The organism is Modestobacter marinus (assembly GCF_011758655.1).
GTDB classification, from domain to species: domain Bacteria; phylum Actinomycetota; class Actinomycetes; order Mycobacteriales; family Geodermatophilaceae; genus Modestobacter; species Modestobacter marinus.
Genome location: NZ_JAAMPA010000001.1, coordinates 1554265 through 1577833 on the forward strand (window position 1 = coordinate 1554265; position 23569 = coordinate 1577833).

The 23569-nt window shown below is 74.7% G+C and carries 23 protein-coding genes and 1 pseudogene; 12 read left to right on the forward strand and 12 right to left on the reverse strand.

What is annotated here, in order from left to right:
- Positions 1-17: 17 nt before the first annotated feature.
- The 7 genes and pseudogenes from FB380_RS07315 to FB380_RS25365 form a co-directional block, all read right to left on the reverse strand.
- Positions 18-410, reverse strand: coding sequence for a MerR family transcriptional regulator (locus FB380_RS07315; RefSeq protein WP_229681790.1), 393 nt, complete (start codon positions 408-410; stop codon positions 18-20).
- A gap of 1 nt (position 411) precedes the next feature.
- Positions 412-1893 (reverse strand): SulP family inorganic anion transporter, encoded by a 1482-nt coding sequence (locus tag FB380_RS07320; RefSeq protein ID WP_166754492.1) that lies wholly within the window; start codon positions 1891-1893, stop codon positions 412-414.
- Positions 1894-2141: 248 nt separating this feature from the next.
- Positions 2142-3497, reverse strand: coding sequence for an MFS transporter (locus tag FB380_RS07325; protein ID WP_166754493.1), 1356 nt, complete (start codon positions 3495-3497; stop codon positions 2142-2144).
- Positions 3498-3669: 172 nt separating this feature from the next.
- Positions 3670-5319 carry a peptide chain release factor 3 gene (locus tag FB380_RS07330; RefSeq protein WP_166754494.1) on the reverse strand — a complete coding sequence of 550 codons (1650 nt, stop codon included), beginning with the start codon at positions 5317-5319 and terminating at the stop codon, positions 3670-3672.
- A complete protein-coding gene (locus FB380_RS07335) occupies positions 5316-5738 on the reverse strand; it encodes a MerR family transcriptional regulator (protein WP_166754495.1) in 423 nt (140 codons plus the stop codon). The genes FB380_RS07330 and FB380_RS07335 overlap by 4 nt, the downstream gene beginning before the upstream one ends.
- Before the next feature lie 166 nt (positions 5739-5904).
- A complete protein-coding gene (locus tag FB380_RS26320; protein ID WP_308423006.1) occupies positions 5905-6336 on the reverse strand; it encodes an STAS domain-containing protein in 432 nt (143 codons plus the stop codon).
- Positions 6313-7395, reverse strand: a pseudogene (locus tag FB380_RS25365) (SulP family inorganic anion transporter); the annotation flags it as partial. The pseudogene FB380_RS25365 and the gene FB380_RS26320, both read right to left, overlap by 24 nt.
- Before the next feature lie 405 nt (positions 7396-7800).
- Here FB380_RS25365 and FB380_RS07345 point away from each other — a divergent pair.
- The 4 genes from FB380_RS07345 (at position 7801) to FB380_RS07360 (ending at position 9633) form a co-directional block, all read left to right on the forward strand.
- On the forward strand, positions 7801-8139 hold the full coding sequence (locus tag FB380_RS07345) for a hypothetical protein (RefSeq protein WP_166754496.1): 339 nt from the start codon (positions 7801-7803) through the stop codon (positions 8137-8139).
- Positions 8140-8168: 29 nt separating this feature from the next.
- Positions 8169-8375: a DUF2795 domain-containing protein gene (locus FB380_RS07350; RefSeq protein WP_166754497.1), complete on the forward strand. Its 207-nt coding sequence runs from the start codon at positions 8169-8171 to the stop codon at positions 8373-8375.
- A gap of 407 nt (positions 8376-8782) precedes the next feature.
- The gene (locus FB380_RS07355; RefSeq protein ID WP_166754498.1) at positions 8783-8923 is read left to right on the forward strand and encodes a hypothetical protein; all 141 of its coding nucleotides are present in this window, start codon (positions 8783-8785) and stop codon (positions 8921-8923) included.
- The gene (locus FB380_RS07360) at positions 8920-9633 is read left to right on the forward strand and encodes a GGDEF domain-containing protein (RefSeq protein WP_166754499.1); all 714 of its coding nucleotides are present in this window, start codon (positions 8920-8922) and stop codon (positions 9631-9633) included. Before FB380_RS07355 ends, FB380_RS07360 begins: the two co-directional genes overlap by 4 nt.
- Positions 9634-9672: 39 nt before the next feature.
- On the opposite strand, the gene FB380_RS07365 is transcribed toward FB380_RS07360, so the two are convergent.
- Positions 9673-11358 carry a ribonuclease J gene (locus tag FB380_RS07365; protein WP_166754500.1) on the reverse strand — a complete coding sequence of 562 codons (1686 nt, stop codon included), beginning with the start codon at positions 11356-11358 and terminating at the stop codon, positions 9673-9675.
- A gap of 90 nt (positions 11359-11448) precedes the next feature.
- On the opposite strand from FB380_RS07365, the gene FB380_RS07370 reads away from it, so the two are divergent.
- Positions 11449-11685: a hypothetical protein gene (locus tag FB380_RS07370; protein ID WP_166754501.1), complete on the forward strand. Its 237-nt coding sequence runs from the start codon at positions 11449-11451 to the stop codon at positions 11683-11685.
- A 7-nt stretch (positions 11686-11692) separates the two neighbouring features.
- On the opposite strand, the gene FB380_RS07375 is transcribed toward FB380_RS07370, so the two are convergent.
- Positions 11693-13051 carry a glucose-6-phosphate dehydrogenase gene (locus FB380_RS07375; protein WP_166754502.1) on the reverse strand — a complete coding sequence of 453 codons (1359 nt, stop codon included), beginning with the start codon at positions 13049-13051 and terminating at the stop codon, positions 11693-11695.
- Positions 13052-13224: 173 nt separating this feature from the next.
- On the opposite strand from FB380_RS07375, the gene FB380_RS07380 reads away from it, so the two are divergent.
- Together FB380_RS07380 and FB380_RS07385 are read left to right on the forward strand one after the other, a co-directional pair.
- Complete coding sequence (locus FB380_RS07380) at positions 13225-14850, forward strand: acyl-CoA dehydrogenase family protein (RefSeq protein WP_166754503.1); 1626 nt, start codon at positions 13225-13227, stop codon at positions 14848-14850.
- A 36-nt stretch (positions 14851-14886) separates the two neighbouring features.
- Positions 14887-15276 carry a hypothetical protein gene (locus FB380_RS07385; RefSeq protein ID WP_166754504.1) on the forward strand — a complete coding sequence of 130 codons (390 nt, stop codon included), beginning with the start codon at positions 14887-14889 and terminating at the stop codon, positions 15274-15276.
- Positions 15277-15291: 15 nt separating this feature from the next.
- Here the strand turns inward: FB380_RS07385 and FB380_RS07390 are convergent, their stop codons facing one another.
- Complete coding sequence (locus FB380_RS07390; RefSeq protein WP_229681791.1) at positions 15292-16563, reverse strand: M18 family aminopeptidase; 1272 nt, start codon at positions 16561-16563, stop codon at positions 15292-15294.
- Between the two features lie 272 nt (positions 16564-16835).
- Here FB380_RS07390 and FB380_RS07395 point away from each other — a divergent pair, with 272 nt between their 5' ends.
- From FB380_RS07395 to FB380_RS07410, 4 genes are all read left to right on the forward strand, one after another.
- On the forward strand, positions 16836-17102 hold the full coding sequence (locus FB380_RS07395) for a hypothetical protein (RefSeq protein ID WP_166754506.1): 267 nt from the start codon (positions 16836-16838) through the stop codon (positions 17100-17102).
- 34 nt (positions 17103-17136) lie between these two features.
- Entirely contained in the window at positions 17137-18027 is an 891-nt protein-coding gene (locus tag FB380_RS07400; protein ID WP_229681792.1) for an AAA family ATPase, read from the forward strand.
- A complete protein-coding gene (locus tag FB380_RS07405; RefSeq protein WP_188959490.1) occupies positions 18017-19138 on the forward strand; it encodes a vWA domain-containing protein in 1122 nt (373 codons plus the stop codon). The genes FB380_RS07400 and FB380_RS07405 overlap by 11 nt, the downstream gene beginning before the upstream one ends.
- A 77-nt stretch (positions 19139-19215) precedes the next feature.
- Positions 19216-20337 (forward strand): XdhC family protein, encoded by a 1122-nt coding sequence (locus FB380_RS07410; protein ID WP_166754508.1) that lies wholly within the window; start codon positions 19216-19218, stop codon positions 20335-20337.
- Positions 20338-20407: 70 nt separating this feature from the next.
- Here FB380_RS07410 and FB380_RS07415 read toward each other — a convergent pair whose 3' ends face one another.
- The gene (locus FB380_RS07415) at positions 20408-21808 is read right to left on the reverse strand and encodes a M20 family metallopeptidase (RefSeq protein WP_166754509.1); all 1401 of its coding nucleotides are present in this window, start codon (positions 21806-21808) and stop codon (positions 20408-20410) included.
- 56 nt (positions 21809-21864) lie between these two features.
- Between FB380_RS07415 and FB380_RS07420 the strand changes: the two genes are divergently transcribed.
- Positions 21865-22437 carry an MOSC domain-containing protein gene (locus FB380_RS07420; protein WP_188959491.1) on the forward strand — a complete coding sequence of 191 codons (573 nt, stop codon included), beginning with the start codon at positions 21865-21867 and terminating at the stop codon, positions 22435-22437.
- Positions 22438-22572: 135 nt separating this feature from the next.
- Here the strand turns inward: FB380_RS07420 and FB380_RS07425 are convergent, their stop codons facing one another.
- Positions 22573-23511 (reverse strand): vWA domain-containing protein, encoded by a 939-nt coding sequence (locus FB380_RS07425; RefSeq protein WP_229681793.1) that lies wholly within the window; start codon positions 23509-23511, stop codon positions 22573-22575.
- Positions 23512-23569: the final 58 nt, after the last annotated feature.

Here is a 23569-nt window from a genome sequence, read left to right on the forward strand (position 1 = left end):
CGCCGACCTGCGCCGTCCTAGCGGTGTGCCTCCAGGTGCCCGGCCAGGGTGCCGGCGAACCCCTCCGCGACGGCCAGCTGGTCGCGCAGTGCGGCGACCCGGGCCACGGCCGCCTCGTGGAACTCCCGCAGCCGGGCCAGCAGCTGCTCGCGGTCGCCGGAGGCCTGCTCCAGGTCCTGCAGCAGGGTGAGCAGCTCCTGCATCTCCTCCAGCGAGAAGCCCAGCGGCTTCATCCGCTTGATCACCTCGAAGCGGGCGACGTCGGCCTCGCTGTAGAGCCGGAAACCCCCCTCGGTCCGGCTCGTGGGGACGACCAGCCCGTTCTCCTCGTAGAACCGGATGGTGCGCAGGCTCAACCCGATCCGCTCGGCCACCTGGCCGATCTGCATCAGCTCGCCGCGACCGGCCACCTCAGTGCCCCCCGGCGAGCTGGCCGGTGTGCCGCGCGAACCGGTCGGCCGAGTGCTCGCTCAGCCCGACGATCTGCACGTCCTTGCCGCGCGTCTCGTACTTGTGGGTGATCGCGTCCAGGGTCGCGACGGTGGAGGCGTCCCAGACCTGGGCCCCGGAGAGGTCGATGACGACGTGCTGGGGGTCGTCGGCGTAGTCGAACTGCTGGTACAGGTCGTTGCTGGAGGCGAAGAACAGCGCGCCCTGCACGGCGTAGCGCCGCGTCGTCCCGTCCGGGCTGGTCGTGCTGGTGACCTCGACGAGGTGCGCGACCCGGCGGGCGAAGAGCACGCAGGCGACCAGCACGCCGGTGCCGACGCCGATGGCGAGGTTGTGGGTCCACAGCGTGACCGCGACGGTGGAGAGCATCACCAGCGTCTCGCTGCGCGGCATCCGGTGGATGGTCCGCAGGCTGTGCCAGTCGAAGGTCGCGATGGACACGAAGATCATCACGGCGACGAGGGCGGCCATCGGGATGATCGCGACGATGTCGCCGAGCACGACCACCAGGATCAGCAGGAAGACCCCGGACAGGAAGGTCGACAGCCGGGTGCGGGCGCCGGACCGGATGTTGATCATCGTCTGGCCGATCATCGCGCAGCCGCCCATCCCGCCGAAGAACCCGGTGACGATGTTGGCCACCCCCTGGCCCCAGGACTCGCGGGTCTTGTCCGAGTGGGTGTCGGTCAGGTCGTCGACCAGCTTGGCCGTCAGCAGCGACTCCATCAACCCGACGAACGCCACGCCCAGCGCGTACGGCGCGATGATGCTCAGCGTCTCCCAGGTGAACGGCAGGTCGGGGATGCCGAACAGCGGCAGGTTGTCGGGCAGCTCGCCCTGGTCGCCCACGTTCGGCACGGTCAGCCCGACCGCCACGGTGATCCCGGTGAGCACCACGATCGACACGAGCGGTGCGGGGACGGCGGAGCTCAGCCGCGGGAGCAGGAAGATGATCGCCAGGCCGGCGGCCACCATCGGGTAGACCAGCCACGACACGTCGACCAGGTACGGCAGCTGCGCGGTGAAGATCAGGATGGCCAGCGCGTTGACGAAGCCCACCATCACGCTGCGCGGGACGAACCGCATCAACCGGGCGAAGCCGGCCAGGCCCAGGAGCACCTGGAACACCCCGCCGAGGACGACGGCGGCCAGCAGGTACTCCAGCCCGTGGTCGCGCACCAGCGGGGCGACGACCAGCGCGATCGCGCCGGTGGCGGCGCTGATCATGGCCGGCCGGCCACCCGTGAAGGCGATGACGACCGCCATCGTGAACGAGGCGAAGAGCCCCACCCGGGGGTCGACGCCGGCGATGATCGAGAAGCTGATCGCCTCGGGGATCAGCGCGAGCGCCACCACCAGGCCGGCGAGCACCTCGGTGCGGGCCACCTTCGGCGCCAGCCAGGCGGGGCGTCCGGGTGTGCGGAGTGTGGTCGTGGAGGACATGCCACCGTCTTCGGGTCGTGCGCCATCGGCGCGGGGGTCCGCGCGAGCGCGTGCCTGCGAGAGGTGGTGCGGCGGTGCACCGGGGGCGGCCGGCGGGAGGGCGTGGCCGCAGGTCGGCGACGACCCGGGCGGCGGGCTCCTCCACGTGGACGCCCGGGACAATCTAACCCTGACGTGAGGTAGTTGTTCCGTGACTGCGCCGGGGAATTGGTCACAGCGGCCACCGGAGCCGGGTCGGCGTCCGACCCTCAGCCCGGCTCGGCCTGGGGTCGGCCCGCTCCGGCGCGCGCCGTCCCGGTGGCCGCGGGCGAGTCGTCCACCGGGGGCGCGTCGTCCAGGGGGAGGAGGGGGTCCACCGTCGGCGCGGCGTCCACCGGTGGCGGGGGCCCGTCACCGTCGGGCGTGCCGTCGGGCGGCGCCGGCAGCGACGGCGTGGGGAGCAGCAGGGCCGCCAGGGCCACCAGCAACGGCAGCGCCGCGCCCCCGAGGAGTGCCGCGCCGTACCCGCCGGTGAGGTCGTGCACCACGGCGAAGGCCACCGGCCCGAACGCCGTCGAGCCCACGCTCACCGCCGCGACGACGCCGCGGATGGTGCCGAGGTGGGTGGTGCCGTAGTAGCGCGGGAAGGCGCCCGCCTCCAGGGTGCGGATGGCGCCCCCGGAGGCGCCGATGAGGACGCCGAACGCGATCGCCGACCAGCCCGGGTCGACCGTCGTCCCCCACAGCAGGCCGGCGGTGAGGGCGAGCATGCAGCCGCTGGTGAGCCAGCGGCTGTTGATCCGGTCGACGAGCGCGCCGACGGCCAGCGTGGCCAGCAGGGACGCCACCGTCTGCGGCAGGAAGTTGGCCGCCGCCGCACCGGCGCTCAGCCCCCGCTCCCCGAGCAGGTCGATCTGGTGGAAGGCGACGGCGGTGGACAGCATCCCCGAGACGGCGACGCCGGAGACGACCACCCAGAAGAACGGCGTCCGGACCGCCTCGCCGAGCGTCCGGCCCACCGGTGCGTCCGGCGGTGCCTCGTCGGTGACCTGCTCGCCGTCCGGTCGCTGGCCGAGGGACGCCGGGTCGTCGCGCACGCCGAACAGCGCCAGCGGGACGACGATCAGCCACACGGCCACGCCCTCCACCACCCATGCGGTCCGCCAGCTGGTGGCCGAGATCAGTGCCTCCAGGCCGATCGGCGCCAGGGAGATGCACGCGGCGCCGATCGCGGAGACGAGGCCGAGCGCCAGCCCCCGGCGGCGGGTGAACCAGACGGCGACCGCGGTCGTCGCGGTGAGCCCGAGGGCGCCCTGGCCGGCCATCCGGACACCGACGAAGCCCGCGGTCAGGCCGACCAGGCCGGAGACCGCGGCCAGACCGAGCAGCACGGTGCCGAAGACCCCGCCGATCACGGCCATGGTGACCCGGGTGCCGAACCGGTCCAGCGCCCGCCCGACCAGGGGCATCGCCGCCGCGCCGACCAGCGTGCCGATGAGGTAGGCGGTGGAGATCGCCGACCGGCTGATGCCCAGGTCCTCGGTCATCGGGTCGATGAACGCGGAGATCGCCGCGGTCTGGCCGGGCGCGGTGGCCGCCAGGGCCAGCGCCGAGACGCCCACCATGTGCCAGCCGTAGAACCCCTCGGGCCCGCGCGGGCCACCTCGGGGGCGCGTCGTGGGCGGGGTGCGGTCGGCAGCCGAGCGGGACGTGGGAGTGCCTCTCCTGGTGGGTCTGCGGTGCAGACGGGGGCAGGCGTCGTCGGCTGCTCGTGGGCGGGTGTCGCGGTGGTGGGGCTCAGTCGAGCTGTGCGGCCACCATCGGCTCGAGGGTCAGTTCGGGGCTGCGCTGCCGGAGCGAGCGCAGGTCCCACTTGTCCCGGAACAGTGCCAGCAGTTCACCGTTGCCGCGCGCCAGCACCTCCGTGCCGCGCGACGCCGCGACGGCAGCGGCGGACGTGGCGTCGGTGCGCACGGCGACCGTGTAGGGCAGCGGTTCCAGGGCGACGGGGGAGTGGAACTCGTGCTCCATGCGGTGGGTGGCGACCTCGAACTGCATGGGGCCGACGACGGCGAGCACGGGGGCCTGGTCGCCGCGGCGGTCCGAGCGCAGCACCTGCACGACCCCCTCGGACTCCAGCTGGTCGATGCCCCGCCGGAACTGCTTGTGCCGGCCGGTGTCCATCGCCCGGGCCACGGCGAAGTGCTCCGGGGCGAACGTCGACAACGGCGGGTAGCTGACCGGGGAGCCGGTGAACAGCGTGTCCCCGACCCCCAGCGCGGCGGCGTTGACCAGGCCGACCACGTCGCCGGGCCAGGCGGTGTCGATGCTCTCCCGTTCCCGGCCGAACACGTGCTGGGCGTACTTGGTGGCGAACGGCCGGCCCGTGGAGCTGTTGGTCACGACCATGCCGCGCTCGAACACCCCGGAGCAGATCCGGACGTAGGCCAGCCGGTCGCGGTGCGCGGCGTCCATGCCGGACTGGACCTTGAAGACGAAGGCGCTGAACGGGTCGGCCAGCGCGCGCGACCCGCCGTCGGCATCGGGCCGGTCCGCCGGCGCGGGGGCGAGGTCGACGAGCGTGTCCAGCAGGGCCGCGACGCCGAAGTTGGAGACGGCGGAGGCGAACAGCACCGGGGTGCTGTACCCGGCGAGGAACGTCTCCTGGTCGTGGTCGGCGCCGCTGGCGGCCAGCAGCTCGACCTCCTCCTGGGCACGGGTCCAGTCGATGCCCTCGCGGGCCTCGGCGGCCTCGGGGGTGAGTGTCTCCTCGGGGGCGATGGTGGCGCCGCCGGCGGTGCGGGTGAAGCGGCGGTAGGTGCCGTCGCGGCGGTCCAGCACGCCGCGGAAGTCCCCGGAGATGCCGACCGGCCAGGTCAGCGGGGTGGGGGTCAGCCCGGTGCGCTCGGCGACCTCGTCCATCAGCTCGAGGGCGTCCTTGCCCGGCCGGTCCCACTTGTTGACCACGGTGATCACCGGGATGCCGCGGTGCCGGCAGACGGCGAACAGCTTCATCGTCTGGGCTTCCAGGCCCTTGGCGGCGTCGATGAGCATCACCGCGGCGTCCACGGCGGTGAGCACCCGGTAGGTGTCCTCGGAGAAGTCCGCGTGCCCGGGGGTGTCCAGCAGGTTGACCACCGCGTCGCGGTACTGGAACTGCAGTGCTGCGGAGGTGATGGAGATGCCGCGGGCCTTCTCCATGTCCATCCAGTCCGACACCGTGCCCCGCCGCCCGGCCTTGCCGTGCACCGCACCGGCCTGCCCGATCACCCGCGCGTGCAGCGCCAGGGCCTCGGTGAGCGTCGACTTCCCCGCGTCGGGGTGGCTGATCACCGCGAACGTCCGCCGCCGGGCCGCCTCCGCGAGCACCGCACCGGCGGCGTTGCCCCCCGGTGCGGGGTCGGCCGCAGGAGCGGGTGTCGTGGCGCGGGTGGCCGTGGTGGTCATCGCCGCCTGCCCCGGGGGGCGTGCACCTGCTCGACCTCGAGGCGCAGGCTCGTCGCGAACGCCGCGGCGGAGGACCACTGGGTGTGCAGCGTGGCGACCCGCTGGTCGGCCAGCTCCCGGTACATGGCGAGCCGCTCGACGAGCTCCGGGTCCGGCGGTGCCGTCGTCCCGGGCTCGCGGGAGCGCAGGCGGTCGAGGAGCTGCAGCACGTCGCGGATCTCGTCGATGGTGAAGTCCAGCGGCTTCATCCGGCGGATCACCATCAGGCGCTCGACGTCGCCGTCGGTGTAGAGCCGGAAACCGCCGCTGCTGCGTGCCGTGGGAGTGGCCAGGCCGCTCTCCTCGTAGAAGCGGATGGTGCGGACGCTGAGCCCGGTGCGCTCGGCGACCTCGCCGATCTGCATGTGTCGCTCACCCATGGGGTGCCTCCGATCCAGGTGGCGCCGCGCCGGCGGCCCGACCGCACCCAACTCTAACGTGAAAGGAGGGTGCCAGCAGGGGTGTGGGGCTCCGGGACGGCCGGGCGGCCAGCAGCCGACCGCCCCGGAGGTCGGGTCGTCCGGCCGCGCGCGGCCGGACGGGGTGTCAGTGCGCGCCGGCCAGCTGCCCGCTGTGCCGCTCGTAGCGGGAGGCGGAGTGCCCGTTGAGGCCGACGACGTCCACGGTCTTGCCGCGGGTCGCGTACTTGTGGGTGATCGCGTCCAGCGCGGCGACCGTGGAGGCGTCCCAGACGTGGGCCCCGGAGAGGTCGATCACGACGTTCTCCGGATCGCCTGCGTAGTCGAACTGGGTGTACAGGTCGTTGCTGGAGGCGAAGAAGAGCGCGCCGTGGACCGAGTACACCCGGGTGCCGCCGTCGGGGTCGGTGACGCTGGTGACCTCGACCAGGTGGGCGACCCGGCGGGCGAAGAGCACGCAGGCGACCAGCACGCCGACGCCGACACCGATGGCGAGGTTGTGGGTGATCAGGGTGACCGCGACGGTGGACACCATCACGATCGTCTCGCTGCGGGGCATCGTGTGGATGGTCCGCAGGCTGTGCCAGTCGAAGGTCGCGATCGCCACGAAGATCATCACGGCGACGAGGGCGGCCATCGGGATGAGCGCGACGATGTCGCCGAGGGCGACGACCATGATCAGCAGGAAGACCCCGGACAGGAAGGTCGACAGCCGGGTGCGGGCGCCGGACTTCACGTTGATCATCGTCTGGCCGATCATGGCGCAGCCGCCCATGCCACCGAAGAGGCCGGAGGCGACGTTGGCGACGCCCTGGCCCCAGGACTCGCGGGTCTTGTTCGACGGGGTGTCGGTGAGGTCGTCGACGAGCTTCGCCGTCATGAGCGACTCCATCAGCCCGACGAACGCCACGCCGAGGGCGTAGGGGGCGATGATCGTCAGCGTCTCCCAGGTGAGCGGCAGGTCGGGGATGCCGAAGAACGGCAGGCTGTCGGGCAGCTCGCCCTGGTCGCCCACGTTGGGCACGGTGAGGGCGGCGGCGACGGTGAGCCCCGTCAGGACCACGATCGACACCAGTGGGGCCGGGATCGCGGTGGTGAACCGCGGGAGCAGGAAGATGATCGCCAGGCCGGCGGCGACCATCGGGTAGACCAGCCAGGAGACGTCGACCAGGTACGGCAGTTGCGCGGTGAAGATCAGGATGGCCAGCGCGTTGACGAAGCCCACCATGACGCTGCGCGGGATGAACCGCATGAGCCGGGCGAACCCGGCCAGGCCCAGCAGCACCTGGAAGACGCCGCCCAGGACGACGGCCGCGAGCAGGTACTAGACCCCGTACTGGAGCGCCAGGGGGGCGACCACGAGGGCGATGGCCCCGGTGGCGGCGGTGATCATCGCCGGACGGCCGCCGGTGAAGGCGATCACCACGGCCATCACGAAGGAGGAGAAGAGGCCGACGCGGGGGTCGACCCCGGCCAGGATGGAGAAGCTGATCGCCTCGGGGATCAGGGCCAGGGCCACGACGATGCCGGCGAGGACCTCGGTGCGCGCGACGCGCGGCGACAGCCAGGAGGGTCGGGTCAGGCGCGGCTGAGGCCGCGACAGCAGGGCAGAGGACATGCCACCGTCTTCGGGTCGTGCGCCCGCAGGCGCTGAGGGAGAGGCGCCGCAGGGCGCCAGGAGAGCTGGGTCGCGCGGCGTCCGGGGACGTGCGCGTCATCGGTCCGACATCGGGGGTGCAGCCGCCGGGGGCGGGGCCCGGAACGTCGGTGGTCCGGAGTCGACGGGCCGCTGTGCCCGTCGTCGTCCGGAACAACATAACCCTCACGTGAGGGAAGTGTGCAGTGGGGTCGCTCACCGGCCTGTCGTCTCGCTGCCCGCGGAGGTCGAGGAGCGACCGATCCGGCCGCCTCCCCGGTTGCACGGGCCGGCGCGCGGATCCGACCGACATGGACTCGACCCTAACGTCAGGTTAGAGTCGTGAGCAGAGCGCCGACGCGCAGCCCTCGACGGAGGAGGACGTCCATGCCCCTGCACATCGAGTGCCCGGACTGCGGCGAGACCGACGACCTCGTCGGCGACCGCGGTGTGGAGGGCATCGGCATCACCTGCGGCACCTGCGGCGCCCGGTTCCTGCGTGACCGGCGGCTGGGGTGCGCGTCCTGCGCCGGCACCGACCTGGTGCTCCGGCCCCAGGTGCTCACCCAGTTCTCCCGCGGGACCCAGCTGTCCGTCGTCGGCTGGACCGAGACGCACTGCTGCACCGCGTGCGACGCCGAGGCGCTGCTGCGGTCCGAGCGCGCCAACGCGCCGCTGCCGGCGGAGTACCGCCCTCGCGCGGTCCGCCCGCCGTCCCGCACCTGAACCCACTCCTGCACACCGAGGGAAACGCCATGACGACGACCCGCACCCAGCTCCTCGACCACATCGAGGCCGCGTTCGGCCACGGCCCGGTCACCAGCGACGAGATGCGCGAGGCAGCGCTGGCGACCGGTGCCGATCCGGACGTGCTGTTCCTGCTCGACGCCCTGCCGGACCGGCAGTACAGCAGCCCCCGGGAGATCTGGCCGCACCTTCCCGACCTGCCCGTCGGCGGCTGACCCCGCACCTGACCGAACCCGCCCGACCAGACCGGAGCACGACCATCTCCCTCCACCCCGACATCGACACGACCACGTCGGCCCCGTCGCCGGGCCCCGACCTCGCCGACCTCGCCGAACGCGCCGCGGCCCACCTGCGTGACCTGCCCCGGGCGCCCGAGGACGCCGTCGTCGGCGTCTACCGCCCCTTCGGCCGCACGAGCCGACTGGCGGCGAGCCGCCTGCGCACCCTGCTGGCACCCACCCCCTGCCGGACGCTCACCCCGCTCACCGGCCGCTGGCCCGCGCGGTCGGGCGTCGACGACGAGACCACCCCGGACCCCCAGCACCTCGAGGACCTCTGCCTGGTCGTCGACGTCAGCCGGACCCCGCAGCGCGACGCCCGGGCCATCGCCGACGCGGCGGGAGTGCTGCTCATCGCCCGCACGCCGCCGCCGATGGGGCCCGAGCCCGACGGCAGCGCCCTCGCGCGCGGCACGGCCATCGGCCGGGCCGTCGCGCTGGGCCGGCCGCTCGGCACCTCGTCGCCGGTCGATCAGCCCCGGTGAGCGACCGCGCCCGCGGGGCGGTGCGAACCGGCTGGCAGATCGTGGCGCTGACCGCGCTCCCGATGCTCGCCCCGCCCCGCCCCACGGGCCGGGGAGCTGGCCGGCTGGCCGCCGTGCTGCCCGGGACGGCGGCCCTGGTGCTCCTCTCCCGGCACACGCGGCGCTCCCGGAGGGTCATCGCGGAGCTCGAGCAGCGCTGTCGCACCGACGCACTGACCGGGGTGGGCAACCGGGGTGCCTTCGACGACGACCTGCGTGGCCGCCTGCAGGGGATCGCCGGCCGCCGGCGTCACGGCGACCCGGTCGGGGTCACCCTGGTGCTGGCCGACATCGACCACTTCAAGTCCTACAACGACCGGCACGGTCATCCCGCCGGGGACCGCGCCCTCGCCCGCGTCGCCCGGGCGCTGCAGCTGGCCTGCCGGAGCGGGGACGGCGTCCACCGGATCGGGGGCGAGGAGTTCGCCGTCGTCCTGGAGGCCGATCACGCCAGCAGCCTGCTGATCGCCGACCGGATCCGGCGGCTCGTGGCCGCGTCCACCGACGACCGGCTCACCGTCTCCCTCGGCGTGGCCACCGCGCAGCACGACGACGCCGAGGCCCTCCTCGACCAGGCCGACCGCGCGCTCTACCGGGCCAAGGCCCGCGGCCGGAACCGCATCGAGAGCCACCGCGGACCACTGTCCGGAGTGCGCGCCTCCACCTGCTGACGTCGCGACGGGCCCGGGCCGCGCCGGGCCGGCGACGGCTCAGGCGTCGATGACCACCGGGATGATCATCGGGGTGCGGCGGTGCGAGCGGTTCGCCCAGTTGCTCACGGCCTTGGCGATCAGCGACTCCAGCTGGGCGGCGTCCTTGACGCCGTCGGCCGCCGCGCGGGCCAGCTCCCGCTCGATCAGCGGCACCGCGGCGTCGAAGGACTCGGCCTCGTGGACGAAGCCGCGGGCCAGGAAGTCCGGGGCCTCGACGAGCTGCCCGGTGTTGGCGTCGACGATCGCCACGACGGTGATCACGCCCTCCTCGGCGAGGGTGCGCCGGTCCTTCAGCGAGGCCTCCGTCGCCCCGCCGACGGTCGAGCCGTCGACGTAGACGTTGCCGGCGGAGACCTTGCCGGTGATCGAGACCCGGCCGTCCACCAGGTCGACCACGGAGCCGTCCTCGGCGATGACCACCCCGCGCGGGTGGACGCCGGTGCGGATGGCCAGGTCGGCGTTGGCCCGCAGGTGGCGGGACTCCCCGTGCACCGGCATGACGTTGCGCGGCTTGACGATGTTGTAGCAGTACACGAGCTCGCCGGCGCTGGCGTGCCCGGAGACGTGCACCTTCGCGTTGCCCTTGTGGACGACGTTGGCGCCGATCCGGGTGAACTCGTTGATGATCCGGTAGATCGCGTTCTCGTTGCCCGGGATGAGCGAGCTGGCCAGCAGCACGGTGTCGCCCTCGGAGATCCGGATGACGTGGTCCCGGTTGGCCATCCGGGACAGCGCCGCCATCGGCTCGCCCTGGGAGCCGGTGCAGACCAGGCAGACCTGGTCGGCGGGCAGCTTCTCCAGCACCTTGAGGTCGACGACCAGGCCCTTGGGCACCTGCAGGTAGCCCAGGTCGCGGGCGATCCCCATGTTGCGGACCATCGACCGGCCGACGAAGGCGACCTTGCGGCCGTGCTCGTGGGCGGCGTCGAGGACCTGCTGGATGCGGTGCACGTGGCTGGCGAAGCTGGAGACGATCACCCGCTTGGGCGCGGTGCGGAACACCGTGTCGATCGCCGGGGTGAGCTCGCCCTCCGACGTGGTGAAGCCGGGCACGTCGGCGTTGGTGGAGTCGGTGAGGAAGAGGTCGACCCCCTCCTCGCCGAGCCGGGCGAAGCCGCGCAGGTCGGTGATCCGCTGGTCCAGCGGGAACTGGTCCATCTTGAAGTCGCCGGTGTGCAGCACCAGCCCGGCCGCGGTGCGGATCGCCACCGCCAGCGCGTCGGGGATGGAGTGGTTGACCGCGAGGAACTCCAGGTCGAAGGGGCCCAGCCGCAGCTCGTCGCCCTCCTTGACCTGCTCGGTCACCGGGGTGATCTTGTGCTCCTTGAGCTTGGCCTCGATGAAGGCCAGCGTCAGCTTCGAGCCGACGACCGGGATGTCCCGCCGCTCCCGGAGCAGGTAGGGGACGCCGCCGATGTGGTCCTCGTGCCCGTGGGTCAGCACGATCGCCACGACGTCGTCCAGCCGGTCCCGGATGGAGGTGAAGTCCGGGAGGATCACGTCGATCCCGGGCTGGTGCTCCTCGGGGAACAGCACGCCGCAGTCGACGATCAGCAGCTTGCCGGCGTGCTCGAAGACGGTCATGTTGCGGCCGATCTCGCCCAGGCCACCGAGGGCCACGACCCGCAAGCCCGCGGGGGCCAGTGCGGGAGGCGTGCCAGGGTCGCGACGAGATCGGCTCATGCCCTTCACGCTACGTGCGCTGCACCGGGGATCTGCCGCCGGTCCCGCCGTGTCTGCATCCGATGCAGCCGCTCACGGCGAACGTCTGGTGTGGAGTCGCTCGCCCGGGACGAACACCAGTGGGTCGTCCAGCCGTTGCTCGACGCCGGCCTGCCGCTCGAGGAGATCCGGTCGCTGGTCTTCGGCCTGGCCTTCCAGGGCGTGGTCGGCGAGGGGCGCGAGGTCCTCGCCTGCGTCCGGGACCTCGTCGCCGACCGGCCCGCGGAGGTCCGCGCCGCCTGGTCGGAGGTCGTCCACCGGCTGTTCCTGCTGGAGCCCCCGACCTAGGGGCGGCTCAGCCGGGTGCCGGGCCGGCCGACCCGGCCGGGTACTCCCGCAGCGGCACCTCACCCGCCGCCCAGGCGGCCAGCACCGGCTCGACGATGCGCCAGGACTGCTCGGCCTCCACGTCGCTGATGGACAGGGTGGTGTCCCCGGCCAGCATCTCTCGGAGCAGCAGCCCGTAGGCCGACAGGTCGTTGGGGGGCAGCTCGATGTCCAGGGCCCGGCGCTCGAGGTCGAACGGCTCACCGGGCCCGTTCAGGTTCAGCTCCACCGTCACGTGGTCGGGGTCCAGGCCGAGCCGGAGCACGTCGGGCTCCAGCTGCTGGTCGCCGAAGGCCAGGTGCGGCACCGGCTTGAACCACACGGCGATCTCCCGGCGGCTCGCGCCCAGCGCCTTGCCGCTGCGCAGCCGGAACGGCACGCCCGCCCAGCGCCAGTTGTCGATCGTCAGCGTCAACTCGGCGTGGGTCTCGGTCTCCCGGGCCGGGTCGACGCCGTCCTCGCTGGTGTAGTCGGGCAGCTCCCGGCCCTGGACCGTCCCGGCGGTGTACCGGCCGCGCACGGTGTCCCGGATCAGGTCGGCCGGGGGCCGGACCGCGCGCAGGACGTCGGCCTTGCGGGCGGCCAGGCTGGCGCCGTCCACGGCGGTGGGCGGTTCCATCGCCACGAGGGCCAGCTGCTGGAGCAGGTGGTTCTGCAGCATGTCCCGCAGCGCGCCCGCCTTGTCGTAGTAGCCGGCGCGCCCCTCCAGGCCGAGCGTCTCGTCGAAGACGATCTCGACCCGGTCGACGTGCGCGGCGTTCCACACCGGCTCGAACAGCCGGTTGGCGAAGCGCAGCCCGAGGACGTTGAGCACGGTCTGCTTGGCCAGGAAGTGGTCGGTGCGGAACGCCCGCTCCTCGGGGACCAGCCGGTGCAGGACGGCGTTGAGCTCGCGGGCGTCGGCCTCGTCCCGGCCGAAGGGCTTCTCCACCGCGATCGTCGTGCCCTCGGGGAGCTCGACCCCGGTCAGCGCCTCCAGGGTGGGGAGGAAGACGGTGTTCGGCAGGGCCAGGTAGACCACCGGGCGGCCCGACACCCGGGCCAGCACCTGCCGCAGGTCGTCGGCGGCGGTGACGTCGCCGCGCTGGTAGCCGAGCCGGTCGACCAGGCGGTCCCGGGCCTCCTCGGGCACCTGCGGAGCGTGGTCGGCGAGCCGGGTCCGCGCCCACTCCCGGTACTCCTGCTCCGACCAGTCCTCTCGGCCGACCGCCAGCACGCCGACGTCCGCGTCGAGCGCGTCCGCCTGCAACAGCTGGGCCAGCCCCGGGAGCAGCAGGCGGCCGGTGAGGTCGCCCGTGCCGCCGAGCACCACGAAGGTCGCCTGCATCGTCGTCCTCTCCGTCGTCGCACCGGCCCACCCGACGCGGGCCCCCTCGCGCCCTGCCCAGGGCGCGAGGGACTGAACCCCGGGGACGCCGGACCGGCGCCGGGAGGCCGTCCGGCGTCCCCGGGGCGTGGTCCACTGCGGGGGGAACCGGGGACACGTCGCCAGGAGGCGCAGTGAGCAGCACGCACGAGGTCCTCAACCAGGCGCCCCCACGGGTCGACCTGGACGAGTACTCGACCAACCCGGCCCTGACCGAGGCGGTCGCGCGGCACGGCGCCGGCTGGGCCGCCGGACACCTCGCCGAGGTCGGGTCGCTGGTCGGGCAGGCCGACTTCCAGCGGGACGCCGAGCTGGCCAACACCCACCCGCCGGTGTTCGCCGGCCACGACCGCTGGGGCAACCGGGTCGACGCGGTCGACTTCCACCCCGCCTACCACCGGATCAGCGCCGCGGCGGTCGCGCACGGGGCGCACACCAGCTGCTGGTCCGAGCCGCGGCCCGGCGCGCACGTCGCCCGGGCGGCCGTGTTCATGCTCTTCGCCCAGGTCGAGCCGGGGCACGCCTGCCCGGTGAGCATGACCCACGCCGTCGTCCCGTCGCTGCGGGCGACGCCGGAGCTGGCCGACGAGTGGCTGCCCCGGGTCCTCTCCCGGGACTACGACCCGGAGCTGCGCGACCCGGCCACCAAGTCCTCGGCGGTCTTCGGCATGGCGATGACCGAGAAGCAGGGCGGCTCGGACGTGCGGGCCAACACCACCCGGGCGGTCGACGCCGGCGACGGCACCTGGCGGCTGACCGGGCACAAGTGGTTCTGTTCGGCCCCGCAGTCCGACGCGTTCCTGGTGCTCGCCCAGACCGCCGCCGGGCTCTCCTGCTTCCTGGTGCCCCGCGTGCTGCCGGGCGGTGACCGCAACGTGTTCCGCATCCAGCGGCTCAAGGACAAGCTGGGGAACCGGTCGAACGCCTCGTCGGAGATCGAGCTGGCGGACACCGTCGGCCGGCTGGTCGGGGAGGAGGGGCGCGGAGTCCGCGCCATCATCGAGATGGTCGGCCAGACCCGGCTCGACTGCGTGCTGGGCAGCGCCGCCGGCATGCGGCAGGCCGTCGCCGAGGCGGCCTGGCACACCCGGCACCGCAGCGCCTTCGGGGCTCCCCTGATCGACCAGCCGGCGATGACCGCCGTCGTCGCCGACCTGCAGCTGGAGGCCGAGGCCGCCACCTGGACCGCGCTGCGGGTGGCCGCGGCCTACGACAGCGAGGACGCCGAGTCGGTGGCGTTCCGCCGGCTCGCCACGCCCGTGGCCAAGTACTGGGTCTGCAAGCGCGGGCCGCACCACGCCTACGAGGCGCTGGAGTGCCTGGGCGGCAACGGCTACACCGAGGCCTTCCCGCTGGCCCGCCGCTACCGGGAGCAGCCGGTGATGGCGGTCTGGGAGGGCTCGGGCAACGTGATCGCCCTCGACGTCCTCCGGGCGATGGCCCGCGAGCCGGAGACGGTGGCCGCCGTCGACCGGGAGGTCGCCTCGGCGCTGGGGCAGCACCGCGCCTTCGACGCCCACGTGCAGGCGACCCGGGCGCTCATCGGCCGGGTGCAGGCGGACCCGGGGAGCGCCCCGCAGCAGGCCCGCCGGGTCGTGGAGGCGCTGGCGCTGGCGCTGCAGGGCGCCGTCCTGATCCGCGAGGCGCCGGCCGCCGTCGCCGACGCCTTCGTCTCCGCCCGCCTCGGGGCCGACCGCAGCCTCGAGTACGGCGCGCTCGACCCGGGTCTGGACCTCCGTGCGATCGCGGCTCGCGCCTGACCCGGTCCGCCCGCTCGGAGCCCTATCCTCCGCCGCATGGCCGGACGCCGAACCGCATGGACGGCCGCCGCGGCGGTGCTCAGCGTGCTTGCCTGGGCCGCCTGGCTCGGCTGGGACCGGGAGTACCAGTTCGACCCGGCCACCAACACCGCCTCCGGCCCCTACGAGGAGTGGCAGGTCGTCGGCTGCGTGCTGACGCTGCTGGCCGCGGCGGTGCTCGTCGGGTGGGTGCGGCGGCCGCTCCCCGCGGCGGTCGTGGTGACCGTGCCGTTCACCCTCTGCTGGACGGTCGACGCCGCGCTCCAGGACGACACCGGGCTCTTCCTGGTGGGTGCCCTGCTCATCGCCGTGGGCCTGTTCCTCGGCTCGCTGCTCGTCGCCGTCGGGCTCGGCCGGGCCCCGGGTCGCCGTCGCGTGGACGCCTGACCCTCCCCGGCTCGGTCAGTCGGTGAAGCAGGCGGTCAGCGCGCCGACCATCAGCGGGACGTCGAGCGCCGAGGCGAGCTCGCGGGCCGAGTGCATGGCCAGCATGGGGGCGCCGACGTCGACCGTCGCGACGCCCAGCCGGGTCGCCGTCAGCGGGCCGATCGTGCTCCCGCAGGGCAGGTCGGCCCGGGTGACGAACCACTGCACCGGCACCGAGGCCTCCGCGCAGCGCTCGGCGAACCAGCCGCTGGTCACCGCGTCGGTGGCGTAGGCCTGGTTGGCGTTCACCTTGAGCACCGGGCCGCCGCCCAGCTGCGGCTGGTGGCCCGGCTCGTGCCGGTCGGAGCGGGTCGGGTGGACAGCGTGCGCCATGTCCGCCGACACCAGCCTCGACTGCGCCAGCGCGCGGGGCAGGGCCTGCGGGTCGTCGGCGTCCAGCACCCCCACCAGCCGGCGGACGACGTCCTCCAGGAAGCTGCCGCGGGCCCCGGACATCGAGCCGCTGCCCACCTCCTCGTGGTCGTTGGCGACCAGCAGCTGGGTGCGCCGGGTGGCCGCGGCCGCGACCAGCGCGGTCACCCCGGCGTGGCAGCTGGCCAGGTTGTCCAGCCGCGGCGCGGCGACCCAGCTGCCGTCGGCACCGGTGCGGCCGGCCGGCTGGGTGTCGGCGAGCACCAGGTCGTGCCCGACGACGTCCGGCACGGCCGCCCCCACCTCGGCGGCCAGCGCCTCGCGCAGGCCCGGCTCGGTGCCCAGGTCCTGGGACCACACCGGCACCAGCTCGCGCTGCGGGTCCAGCTTCAGGCCGTCGCGGACGCCGCGGTCCAGGTGGATCGCCAGGGAGGGCAGCCGCAGGGGCGCCCCCGGCAGCCGGACCAGGGCGGTGGCGCCGCCGCGCAGCGCGACCCGGCCGGCGACGGTGAGCTCCCGGTCCAGCCAGGTGTGCCACAGCCCGCCGCCGTAGGGCTCGACGCCCACCAGCCGGTACCCGGCCTGCCGGACGTCGTTGCGCGGCCGCACCTTGAACGTGGGGGAGTCGGTGTGCGCGCCGACCAGCCGCAGCCCCGCCTCGGCCGGCGAGGCGCTGCCGACCCGGAACGCGATCAGGCTGCCGTGCCGGGCGACGAAGTGCTGCCCGCCGGGCCGCAGCTCCCACCGGTCGGCCTCGGCCAGCTCGGTGAACCCGGCCGCGCGCAGCCGCCGGGCCAGCTCCGCGACGGCGTGCGAGGGGGACGGGGAGGCGTCGACGAAGGCCCGCAGGTCGTCACCGAGGGAGAGGTCCGGCATGACCCCCATCTTGCTCGACCGCCACGGCGGGGCCGCCTGAACTCGTGCGACCGACCGTCTCGACCGGCGCTGGATCGGCGGGCCTGAGCCGCCGGACCGACCGTGGAGCCGCGCCGTGACCCGGCTCCACGGTCGGCGGGGCGGCGCTGCGTTCCACGGCCGGGCTGCCCGGCGTACCGGGACGACGGCGCGACCGCGCTGGGAACCGGAGCGCAGCCGGCCCACCTGGTGGGTTCGCGTTTGCCGGGCCGCGCGCGGGTAGGTCGGGGTGCATGGCCGACGACATCGAGATCGATGCCCAGGGTGAGCACGGCTACCTCGTGACCCAGCTCAGCGAGCTGGAGGACGTGCGCACCTGGTTCACGGTGACGCCCGAGGTGATGGACCAGCTGGGCTCCGACGACGAGGAGGACGTGGTGCTGCGCACCGTGCAGTTCCTGCGCAGGCACCAGGACGTCGCGGACTTCCCGGAGACCCTGGACCTGGAGGACGTCATCGCCAGCTACGACGACTACCTGGCGGTGATGACGGCGGACTGATCACGACCGGGGCGCAGGTGGGATGCTGCGACCTGTGACCGAGCCCACGCTGCCCGCCGACCCCGCGGCGCTGGCCGCCGCGCTGGAGAGCACCGGCTACCTGCCCGACGAGGGCCTCGCGACGGCGGCCTACCTGGCGCTGGTCATGCACCGGCCGCTGTTCCTCGAGGGCGAGGCCGGGGTCGGCAAGACCGCGCTGGCCCGCGCGCTCGCCGAGGTGACGAAGCGGCCGATCTACCGGCTGCAGTGCTACGAGGGCCTCGAGGCCAGCCACGCCCTCTACGACTGGGACTTCGGCCGCCAGCTCCTGCACCTGCGCGCCGCTGAGGCCGCCGGCGCCGCCGAGCGCGCCGAGGAGCTGGAGGCCTCGCTCTACGACCGCCGGTTCCTCCTGGCCCGCCCGCTGCTGCAGGCGCTCGAGGACTCGCCGTCCGTGCTGCTCATCGACGAGGTCGACCGGGCCGACGACGAGTTCGAGGCGTTCCTGCTCGAGGTGCTCAGCGACTTCACCATCTCCATCCCCGAGCTCGGCACCGTCCGCGCCCAGACGCCGCCGCTCGTCGTCCTCACCTCCAACCGCACCCGTGAGGTGCACGACGCGCTCAAGCGCCGCTGCCTGTACCACTGGCTGGAGCACCCGGACTTCGAGCGGGAGGTGGCGATCCTGCGCCGCCGGCTCCCCGACGTCACCGAGGAGCTGGCCCGCCAGGTCGCCCGGGCCACCGCCCGGCTCCGGGAGCTCGACCTGCTCAAGCCGCCCGGCGTCGCCGAGGCGATGGACTGGGCGACCGCGCTGCACGCCCTCGGCGCCCGCGAGCTCGACCCGGACACCGCGGCCCGCACGCTGGGGGCGGTGCTGAAGTACCGGGAGGACACCGACCGCGTGCACGCCCTGGCCCGGGGAGCGCTGTTCGGTGGCGGCTGAGGAGGGACAGCGCAGGGACGTCGTCACCACCGTGCTGGGGTTCGCCCGGACGCTGCGGCACGCCGGCGTCGACGCCTCCCCCGACCGGGTCGAGGCGATGCTGGCCGCGGTGGCGCACCTCGACGTCCTCGACGCCACCGCCGTCTACTGGTCCGGCCGGCTGACCCTCTGCGCCAGCCCCGACGACCTCGACCGCTACGACGCCGGCTTCGCCGCGTACTTCGGCGGCGAGGCCCCGCGGGCCCGGCGCCCGTCGGGGGCCGAGGAGCAGCGGGTCGCGCAGTCCGCGCCGCTGCAGACCGGCGAGGGCAGCCAGGAGGGCGGGGAGCCCACCGAGCTCGCCACCCAGGCCAGCGGCGAGGAGGTGCTCCGGCACCGGGACGTCGCCGAGCTGACCGTCGCCGAGCGCGACCAGCTTCGCCGGCTGTTCGCGCTGCTGGTCCCGGCCTCCCCGATGCGCGCCTCCCGGCGCCGCAGCCCCTCGGCGCACGGCTCGATCCACCAGGCCCGCACCGTGCGGCGGGCGCTGCGCGACGGCGGGGAGATCACCCGGCTGGTGCACCACCGGGCCCGGCCGCGCCCGCGCCGGGTGGTGCTGCTCATCGACGTCTCCGGCTCGATGAGCCCCTACGCCGACGCGCTGCTGCGGTTCGCGCACGCCGCCGTCCGGGCCCGGCCGGCGTCCACCGAGGTGTTCACCATCGGCACCCGGCTGACCCGGGTCACCCGCGAGCTGCGGCTGCGCGACCCGGACAAGGCACTGGCCGCCAGCGGCTCGGCGATCCCCGACTGGTCCGGCGGCACCCGGATCGGCGAGGTGCTCAAGGCCTTCCTGGACCGCTGGGGCCAGCGCGGCACCGCCCGCGGCGCGGTCGTGGTGGTCTGCAGCGACGGCTGGGAGCGCGGCGGCCCGGAGCTGCTGGGCGAGCAGATGGCCCGGCTGGCCCGGCTCGCGCACGCCGTCGTCTGGGTGAACCCGCACAAGGGCCGGGCCGGCTACGAGCCGCTGACCGGTGGGATGGTGGCGGCGCTGCCCTCGATCGACTGCTTCGTCGCCGGGCACAGCCTGGCCGCCTTCGAGGAACTGGCCGGGGTGATCACTCGTGCCTGAGGAAGGACCCCGTCCTCCTCATCCCTCGCACGCTCGGGACGAGCCTCTGGACGGGGCCGGACGACAGGAGTACGCGGATGCGTGATGTGCTTGACGACCTGGTCGGGTGGTGGCAGGCGGGGGAGACCGTCGGCGTGGGCACCGTGGTGGGCACCTGGCGGTCCGCGCCGCGCCCGGCCGGCGCCTCGATGCTGGTCGGCCCGGACGGGACGGCGGTGGGCAGCGTCTCCGGCGGCTGCGTCGAGGGCGCGGTCTACGCGGAGGCGCAGGACGTCGTCGCCAGCGGCGCACCGACCCTGGAGCGGTACGGGGTCAGCGACGACGACGCCTTCGCCGTGGGCCTGACCTGCGGAGGGATCCTCGACGTCTACGTGGAGGCGATCTCCCGGGAGTCCTTCCCCGAGCTCGGTGACGTGGCCGCGTCGGTCGGTGCGCACGAGCCGGTCGCCGTCGTCACCTGCGTCCGGGGCCCCGCCGACCGGCTGGGCAAGCGGCTGGTGCTCTGGCCGGACCGCGCCTCGGGCACCCTCGGCCTCCAGCGGCTGGACGACGCCGTCGCCGACGACGCCCGCGGCATGCTCGCCGCCGGCCGGACGGCGACCCTCACCTACGGCCACGACGGCGAGCGGCGCGGCGACGAGCTGACCCTCTTCGTCTCCTCGTTCGCCCCGCCGGCCCGGATGGTGGTGTTCGGCGCCATCGACTTCGCCGCCGCCGTCGCCCGGGTGGGGTCCTTCCTCGGCTACCGGGTCACCGTCTGCGACGCCCGGCCGGTGTTCGCCACCGCCCGCCGCTTCCCCGACGCCGACGAGGTGGTCGTCGAGTGGCCGCACAAGTACCTGCAGTCACAGGTGGACGCCGGGGCGATCGACGAGCGCACGGTGCTGTGCGTGCTCACCCACGACCCGAAGTTCGACGTCCCGCTGCTGGAGGTCGCGCTTCGGCTGCCGGTCGCCTACGTGGGTGCGATGGGCTCCCGGCGCACCCACGACAAGCGGCTGGCGCGGCTGCGCGAGGCCGGCTTGGGTGAGGACGAACTGGTCCGTCTCGCCTCACCGATCGGGCTGGACCTGGGCGCCCGCACCCCGGAGGAGACCGCCGTCTCGATCGCCGCGGAGATCATCGCCGGCCGGTGGGGCGGCACCGGCGAGCGGCTGGCCGAGGTCGCCGGCCCCATCCACCGCACCGCCGACCGCTGAGGAGTGCCGTCCTTGCGACGTCCCCTCCCCGGACCACCAAAATGGCCATTTTGGTGGTCGGGACGGCGGGTCAGGGGTGGGACGGGGGCCAGTCGGGGGCGAGCTCGGCGAGGTCCCACCACAGGCCGGCCATGACCTGCAGCGACTCGCGGACCAGCCCGATCGGCAGGTGCTCGTCCGGGGCGTGCTGGGCGCAGCCGGGGTAGGAGTGCGGCACCCACAGCGTCGGCAGCCCGAGCACGTCGGCGAAGGCGCCGTTGGGCAGCGAGCCGCCCAGGTTGGGCAGCAGCGCCGGTTCGACGCCGGTGGTGCGCCGCAGCGAGGCCAGGGTCCAGGTCACCCAGGGGTCCTCGGGGTCGAGGCGGGTCGCGGCCATCGCCAGGTCCTGCTCGACCTCCACCGAGCCGAAGCCGTGCTCGGCCAGGTGGGTGCGCACCTCGTCGGCCACCGAGCCGCCGTCGGTGCCGACGACGAACCGCAGCTGGCAGTGCGCCCGGGCCGACGGGGGGATCGCCCCGACCGGGGCGTCCGGGTCGCCGGCGGTCATCGCCAGCACCTCGAGGGTGTTCCAGCCGAACAACCGCTCGCTCGGCGTCAGCCCAGGCTCGCCCCACTCCGGGTCGAGGGCCGGGGCGTCCGGCCCCTGGTCGACCGGCACGTCCGCGAGCGCCCGCCGCACCGGCTCGGGGACGCCGTCCGGGCGCAGCGCCTCCACCAGCAGCCGGCCGCGGCCGTCGACCAGGCTGGCCAGCGCGTTGGCCAGCACCGTGGCCGGGTTGCTGAGCGCCCCGCCCCAGTTGCCGGAGTGGTGCGCCGCGGCCCGGGCCCGCACCGACAGCGTCAGGTTCACCGCGCCCCGGGTGCCCAGGAAGACGGTGGGCCGGTCGGCGGCGATCCGCGGGCCGTCCGAGCCGATCAGCAGGTCGGCGGCCAGTTCCTCGCGCAACTGGTCGCAGACCTCGTCCAGGCCGGGGGAGCCGAACTCCTCGCCCATGTCCAGCAGCAGCGCGACGTTGTAGCCCAGCCGGCCGCCGCGCACGGCGAGCACCTGCTCCAGGGCGACCAGGTTGACGCTGTGCTGGCCCTTGTTGTCGGCGACGCCGCGGCCGTACCAGCGGTCGCCCTCGACCACCAGCCGCCACGGGTCCAGCCCGGCCCGCCACTGCTCCGGGTGGGCCGGCTGCACGTCGCCGTGGCCGTAGGTGAGCACGGTGGGCAGGTCGGGGTCCTCGACCCGCCGGGCGACCAGGAACGGGTGCCGCGGTGACACCGGGTTCTCCACGACCCGGGCGGTGAAGCCGAGCCGCTCGACCAGCGGGATCATCTCGGCGGTCAGGTACTCCCGCAGCACCGGTTCGCGGGCGGGGTCGGCGCTCTCCGTGGGGAACGCGACCCGGCGGGCCAGGGGCTCGAGAAAGGCGCCGGAGTCGAAGGAGGCGGTCGCGGCGTCGAGGGCGGTCTGGCGGTCCACGCCCTCCACCGTGTGTCCCGGGCGGCCGCACGGCAAGCCCACGGCAGGATCGCCGCGTGGGCGAGGAGCTGGGGTACCGGTACGACGTCGAGGTGGTCGGCCTGCTCGCCTCGCCAGCGCACCGCTGGGACGGCCGACCCGACGCGGCCCTGGCCGACGGCGCGGTCGACCGGCGGGACCGGCTGGAGGTGCGCGCCGGGCACGGGATCGTGGGGGACCGCTACGCCGGCCGGCTCGCGCACCGGGACGCCGCGGTCACCGTGATCGCCATCGAGGCCCTGGAGGCGCTGGCCGGCGAGCTGGGCAGCGGCCCGCTGGACCCGCTCGCCACCCGGCGCAACGTGGTGCTGCGCGGCGCGGAGGTCGAGGCGCTGCGCGGGCAGCCGTTCAGCCTGGACGGCGTCCTGCTCGCCGGCGGCCGCCCGGCGAACCCGTGCGCGTGGCTGGACCTGGCGCTGGCCCCGGGCGCGCACCGCGGCCTGCGGGGCCGCGCCGGGATCCGCTGCGCGGCCCGCGGCGACGGCGTCCTGGTGCTCGGCCCGGCGGTGTTGCGCTCCGCCGTCCCGCTCGACCGGGCCCGCGCCGGGGTCGCGGTTCGCCCGATCAACCGGACGGCGAGGGACCGCTGAGGTCGATGACCCGGTCGCAGGCGGCCGGCCGGGCGGCGGTGGGCGATGCGGGGGGAGGTGGCCACTCGGAGCATGGCCTCGATGCAGGGGCCTGCCGCGAGCTCGCGAGTCGTGGGGGGGCATCGAGGTCCTTCGTCAGTCGAGCAGGGAGCGCACCGCCGCCGGTGCCTGGGAGGGGCGGTGCAGCTCCGCCGACCGGCCGCCACCGGCCGCAGCCAGCGCCGCGCACGCCTCCGCCGAGCCCGGCTCAGCGGACAGCGCGAGCACGTGCAGCCGAGCCCCGGCGCGGGCCAGGGCCGCCGCTGCCGGGACCGGGTCGGGGCTGTCGGTGGGCATCCCGTCGGACAGCAGCAGCACGTCACGGGCGGCGGTGCGGGTCCGGGCCAGCTGCTGACCGGCCGTCCGGAGCGCCAGGTCCAGGTCCGTCGTCCCGCCGCCGCGCAGGTCGAACAGCCGGTCGACCACGACCTCCGGGCGCGCTGCCGCCGTCAGCGGCTGGAGCACCACCACGGTGGACCAGAACGCCACCACCGCCAGCTCGTCGCCCGGCCGCATCCGCTGGGCCAGCGCCGCGGCCGTCAGGACGGCGGCCGCCAGCTCGTCACCGGCGACGGACCCCGACGCGTCGACGACGAGCACGCAGGCCCGGCCGGTCGCCCGCCAGCTGCGGGTGTGCAGGTGCTCGGCCCGCCAGTGCGGCTCCGCGCCTCGGGCGGCGAGGGTGGCGTCCAGGTCGATGTCGGCGCCGGTCGGGTCGCGGCGGGTGACCACCCGCCGGCTGCCTGCCCGGTCGGGCACGCCGGTGCGCGGGACCGTGACCGGCAGCCGCGCGGCCAGCGTGCGGGCGGCGGCGCGCAACCGGGGGTCGAAGGCCCGGCCCAGGGCGGCCACCAGCCGGGCCGCCGCGTCGGGGTCCCGGCCGGCCAGGTCGGCCAGCGCCTCCTCGTCCAGCTGGCCGGCCTCCGGGCTGACCTGGGTGAACTCGGCATGCGTGCGGGCCAGCTGGTCGCGGCTGGCGCCCCGGGCGCCCTGCCGACGGAGCAGCTCGGCGACCTGGTCGGGGTCCTCCACCACCGACGGCGGCCCCGGGCGCGCGCCCGGGGGTGCAGCGCCGGGCGGTGGCGGCGACCCC

Bases quoted from the DNA above. Each gene is read 5' to 3' on its own strand.
- FB380_RS07320 (WP_166754492.1), bottom strand. From the start codon at position 1,893: ATGTCCTCCACGACCACACTCCGCACACCCGGACGCCCCGCCTGGCTG.
- FB380_RS07325 (WP_166754493.1), bottom strand. From the start codon at position 3,497: ATGGTGGGCGTCTCGGCGCTGGCCCTGGCGGCCACCGCGCCCGGCCAG.
- FB380_RS07330 (WP_166754494.1), bottom strand. From the start codon at position 5,319: ATGACCACCACGGCCACCCGCGCCACGACACCCGCTCCTGCGGCCGAC.
- FB380_RS07335 (WP_166754495.1), bottom strand. From the start codon at position 5,738: ATGGGTGAGCGACACATGCAGATCGGCGAGGTCGCCGAGCGCACCGGG.
- FB380_RS26320 (WP_308423006.1), bottom strand. From the start codon at position 6,336: ATGCCCCGCAGCGAGACGATCGTGATGGTGTCCACCGTCGCGGTCACC.
- FB380_RS07345 (WP_166754496.1), top strand. From the start codon at position 7,801: ATGCCCCTGCACATCGAGTGCCCGGACTGCGGCGAGACCGACGACCTC.
- FB380_RS07350 (WP_166754497.1), top strand. From the start codon at position 8,169: ATGACGACGACCCGCACCCAGCTCCTCGACCACATCGAGGCCGCGTTC.
- FB380_RS07365 (WP_166754500.1), bottom strand. From the start codon at position 11,358: ATGAGCCGATCTCGTCGCGACCCTGGCACGCCTCCCGCACTGGCCCCC.
- FB380_RS07375 (WP_166754502.1), bottom strand. From the start codon at position 13,051: ATGCAGGCGACCTTCGTGGTGCTCGGCGGCACGGGCGACCTCACCGGC.
- FB380_RS07385 (WP_166754504.1), top strand. From the start codon at position 14,887: ATGGCCGGACGCCGAACCGCATGGACGGCCGCCGCGGCGGTGCTCAGC.
- FB380_RS07390 (WP_229681791.1), bottom strand. From the start codon at position 16,563: ATGCCGGACCTCTCCCTCGGTGACGACCTGCGGGCCTTCGTCGACGCC.
- FB380_RS07395 (WP_166754506.1), top strand. From the start codon at position 16,836: ATGGCCGACGACATCGAGATCGATGCCCAGGGTGAGCACGGCTACCTC.
- FB380_RS07410 (WP_166754508.1), top strand. From the start codon at position 19,216: ATGCGTGATGTGCTTGACGACCTGGTCGGGTGGTGGCAGGCGGGGGAG.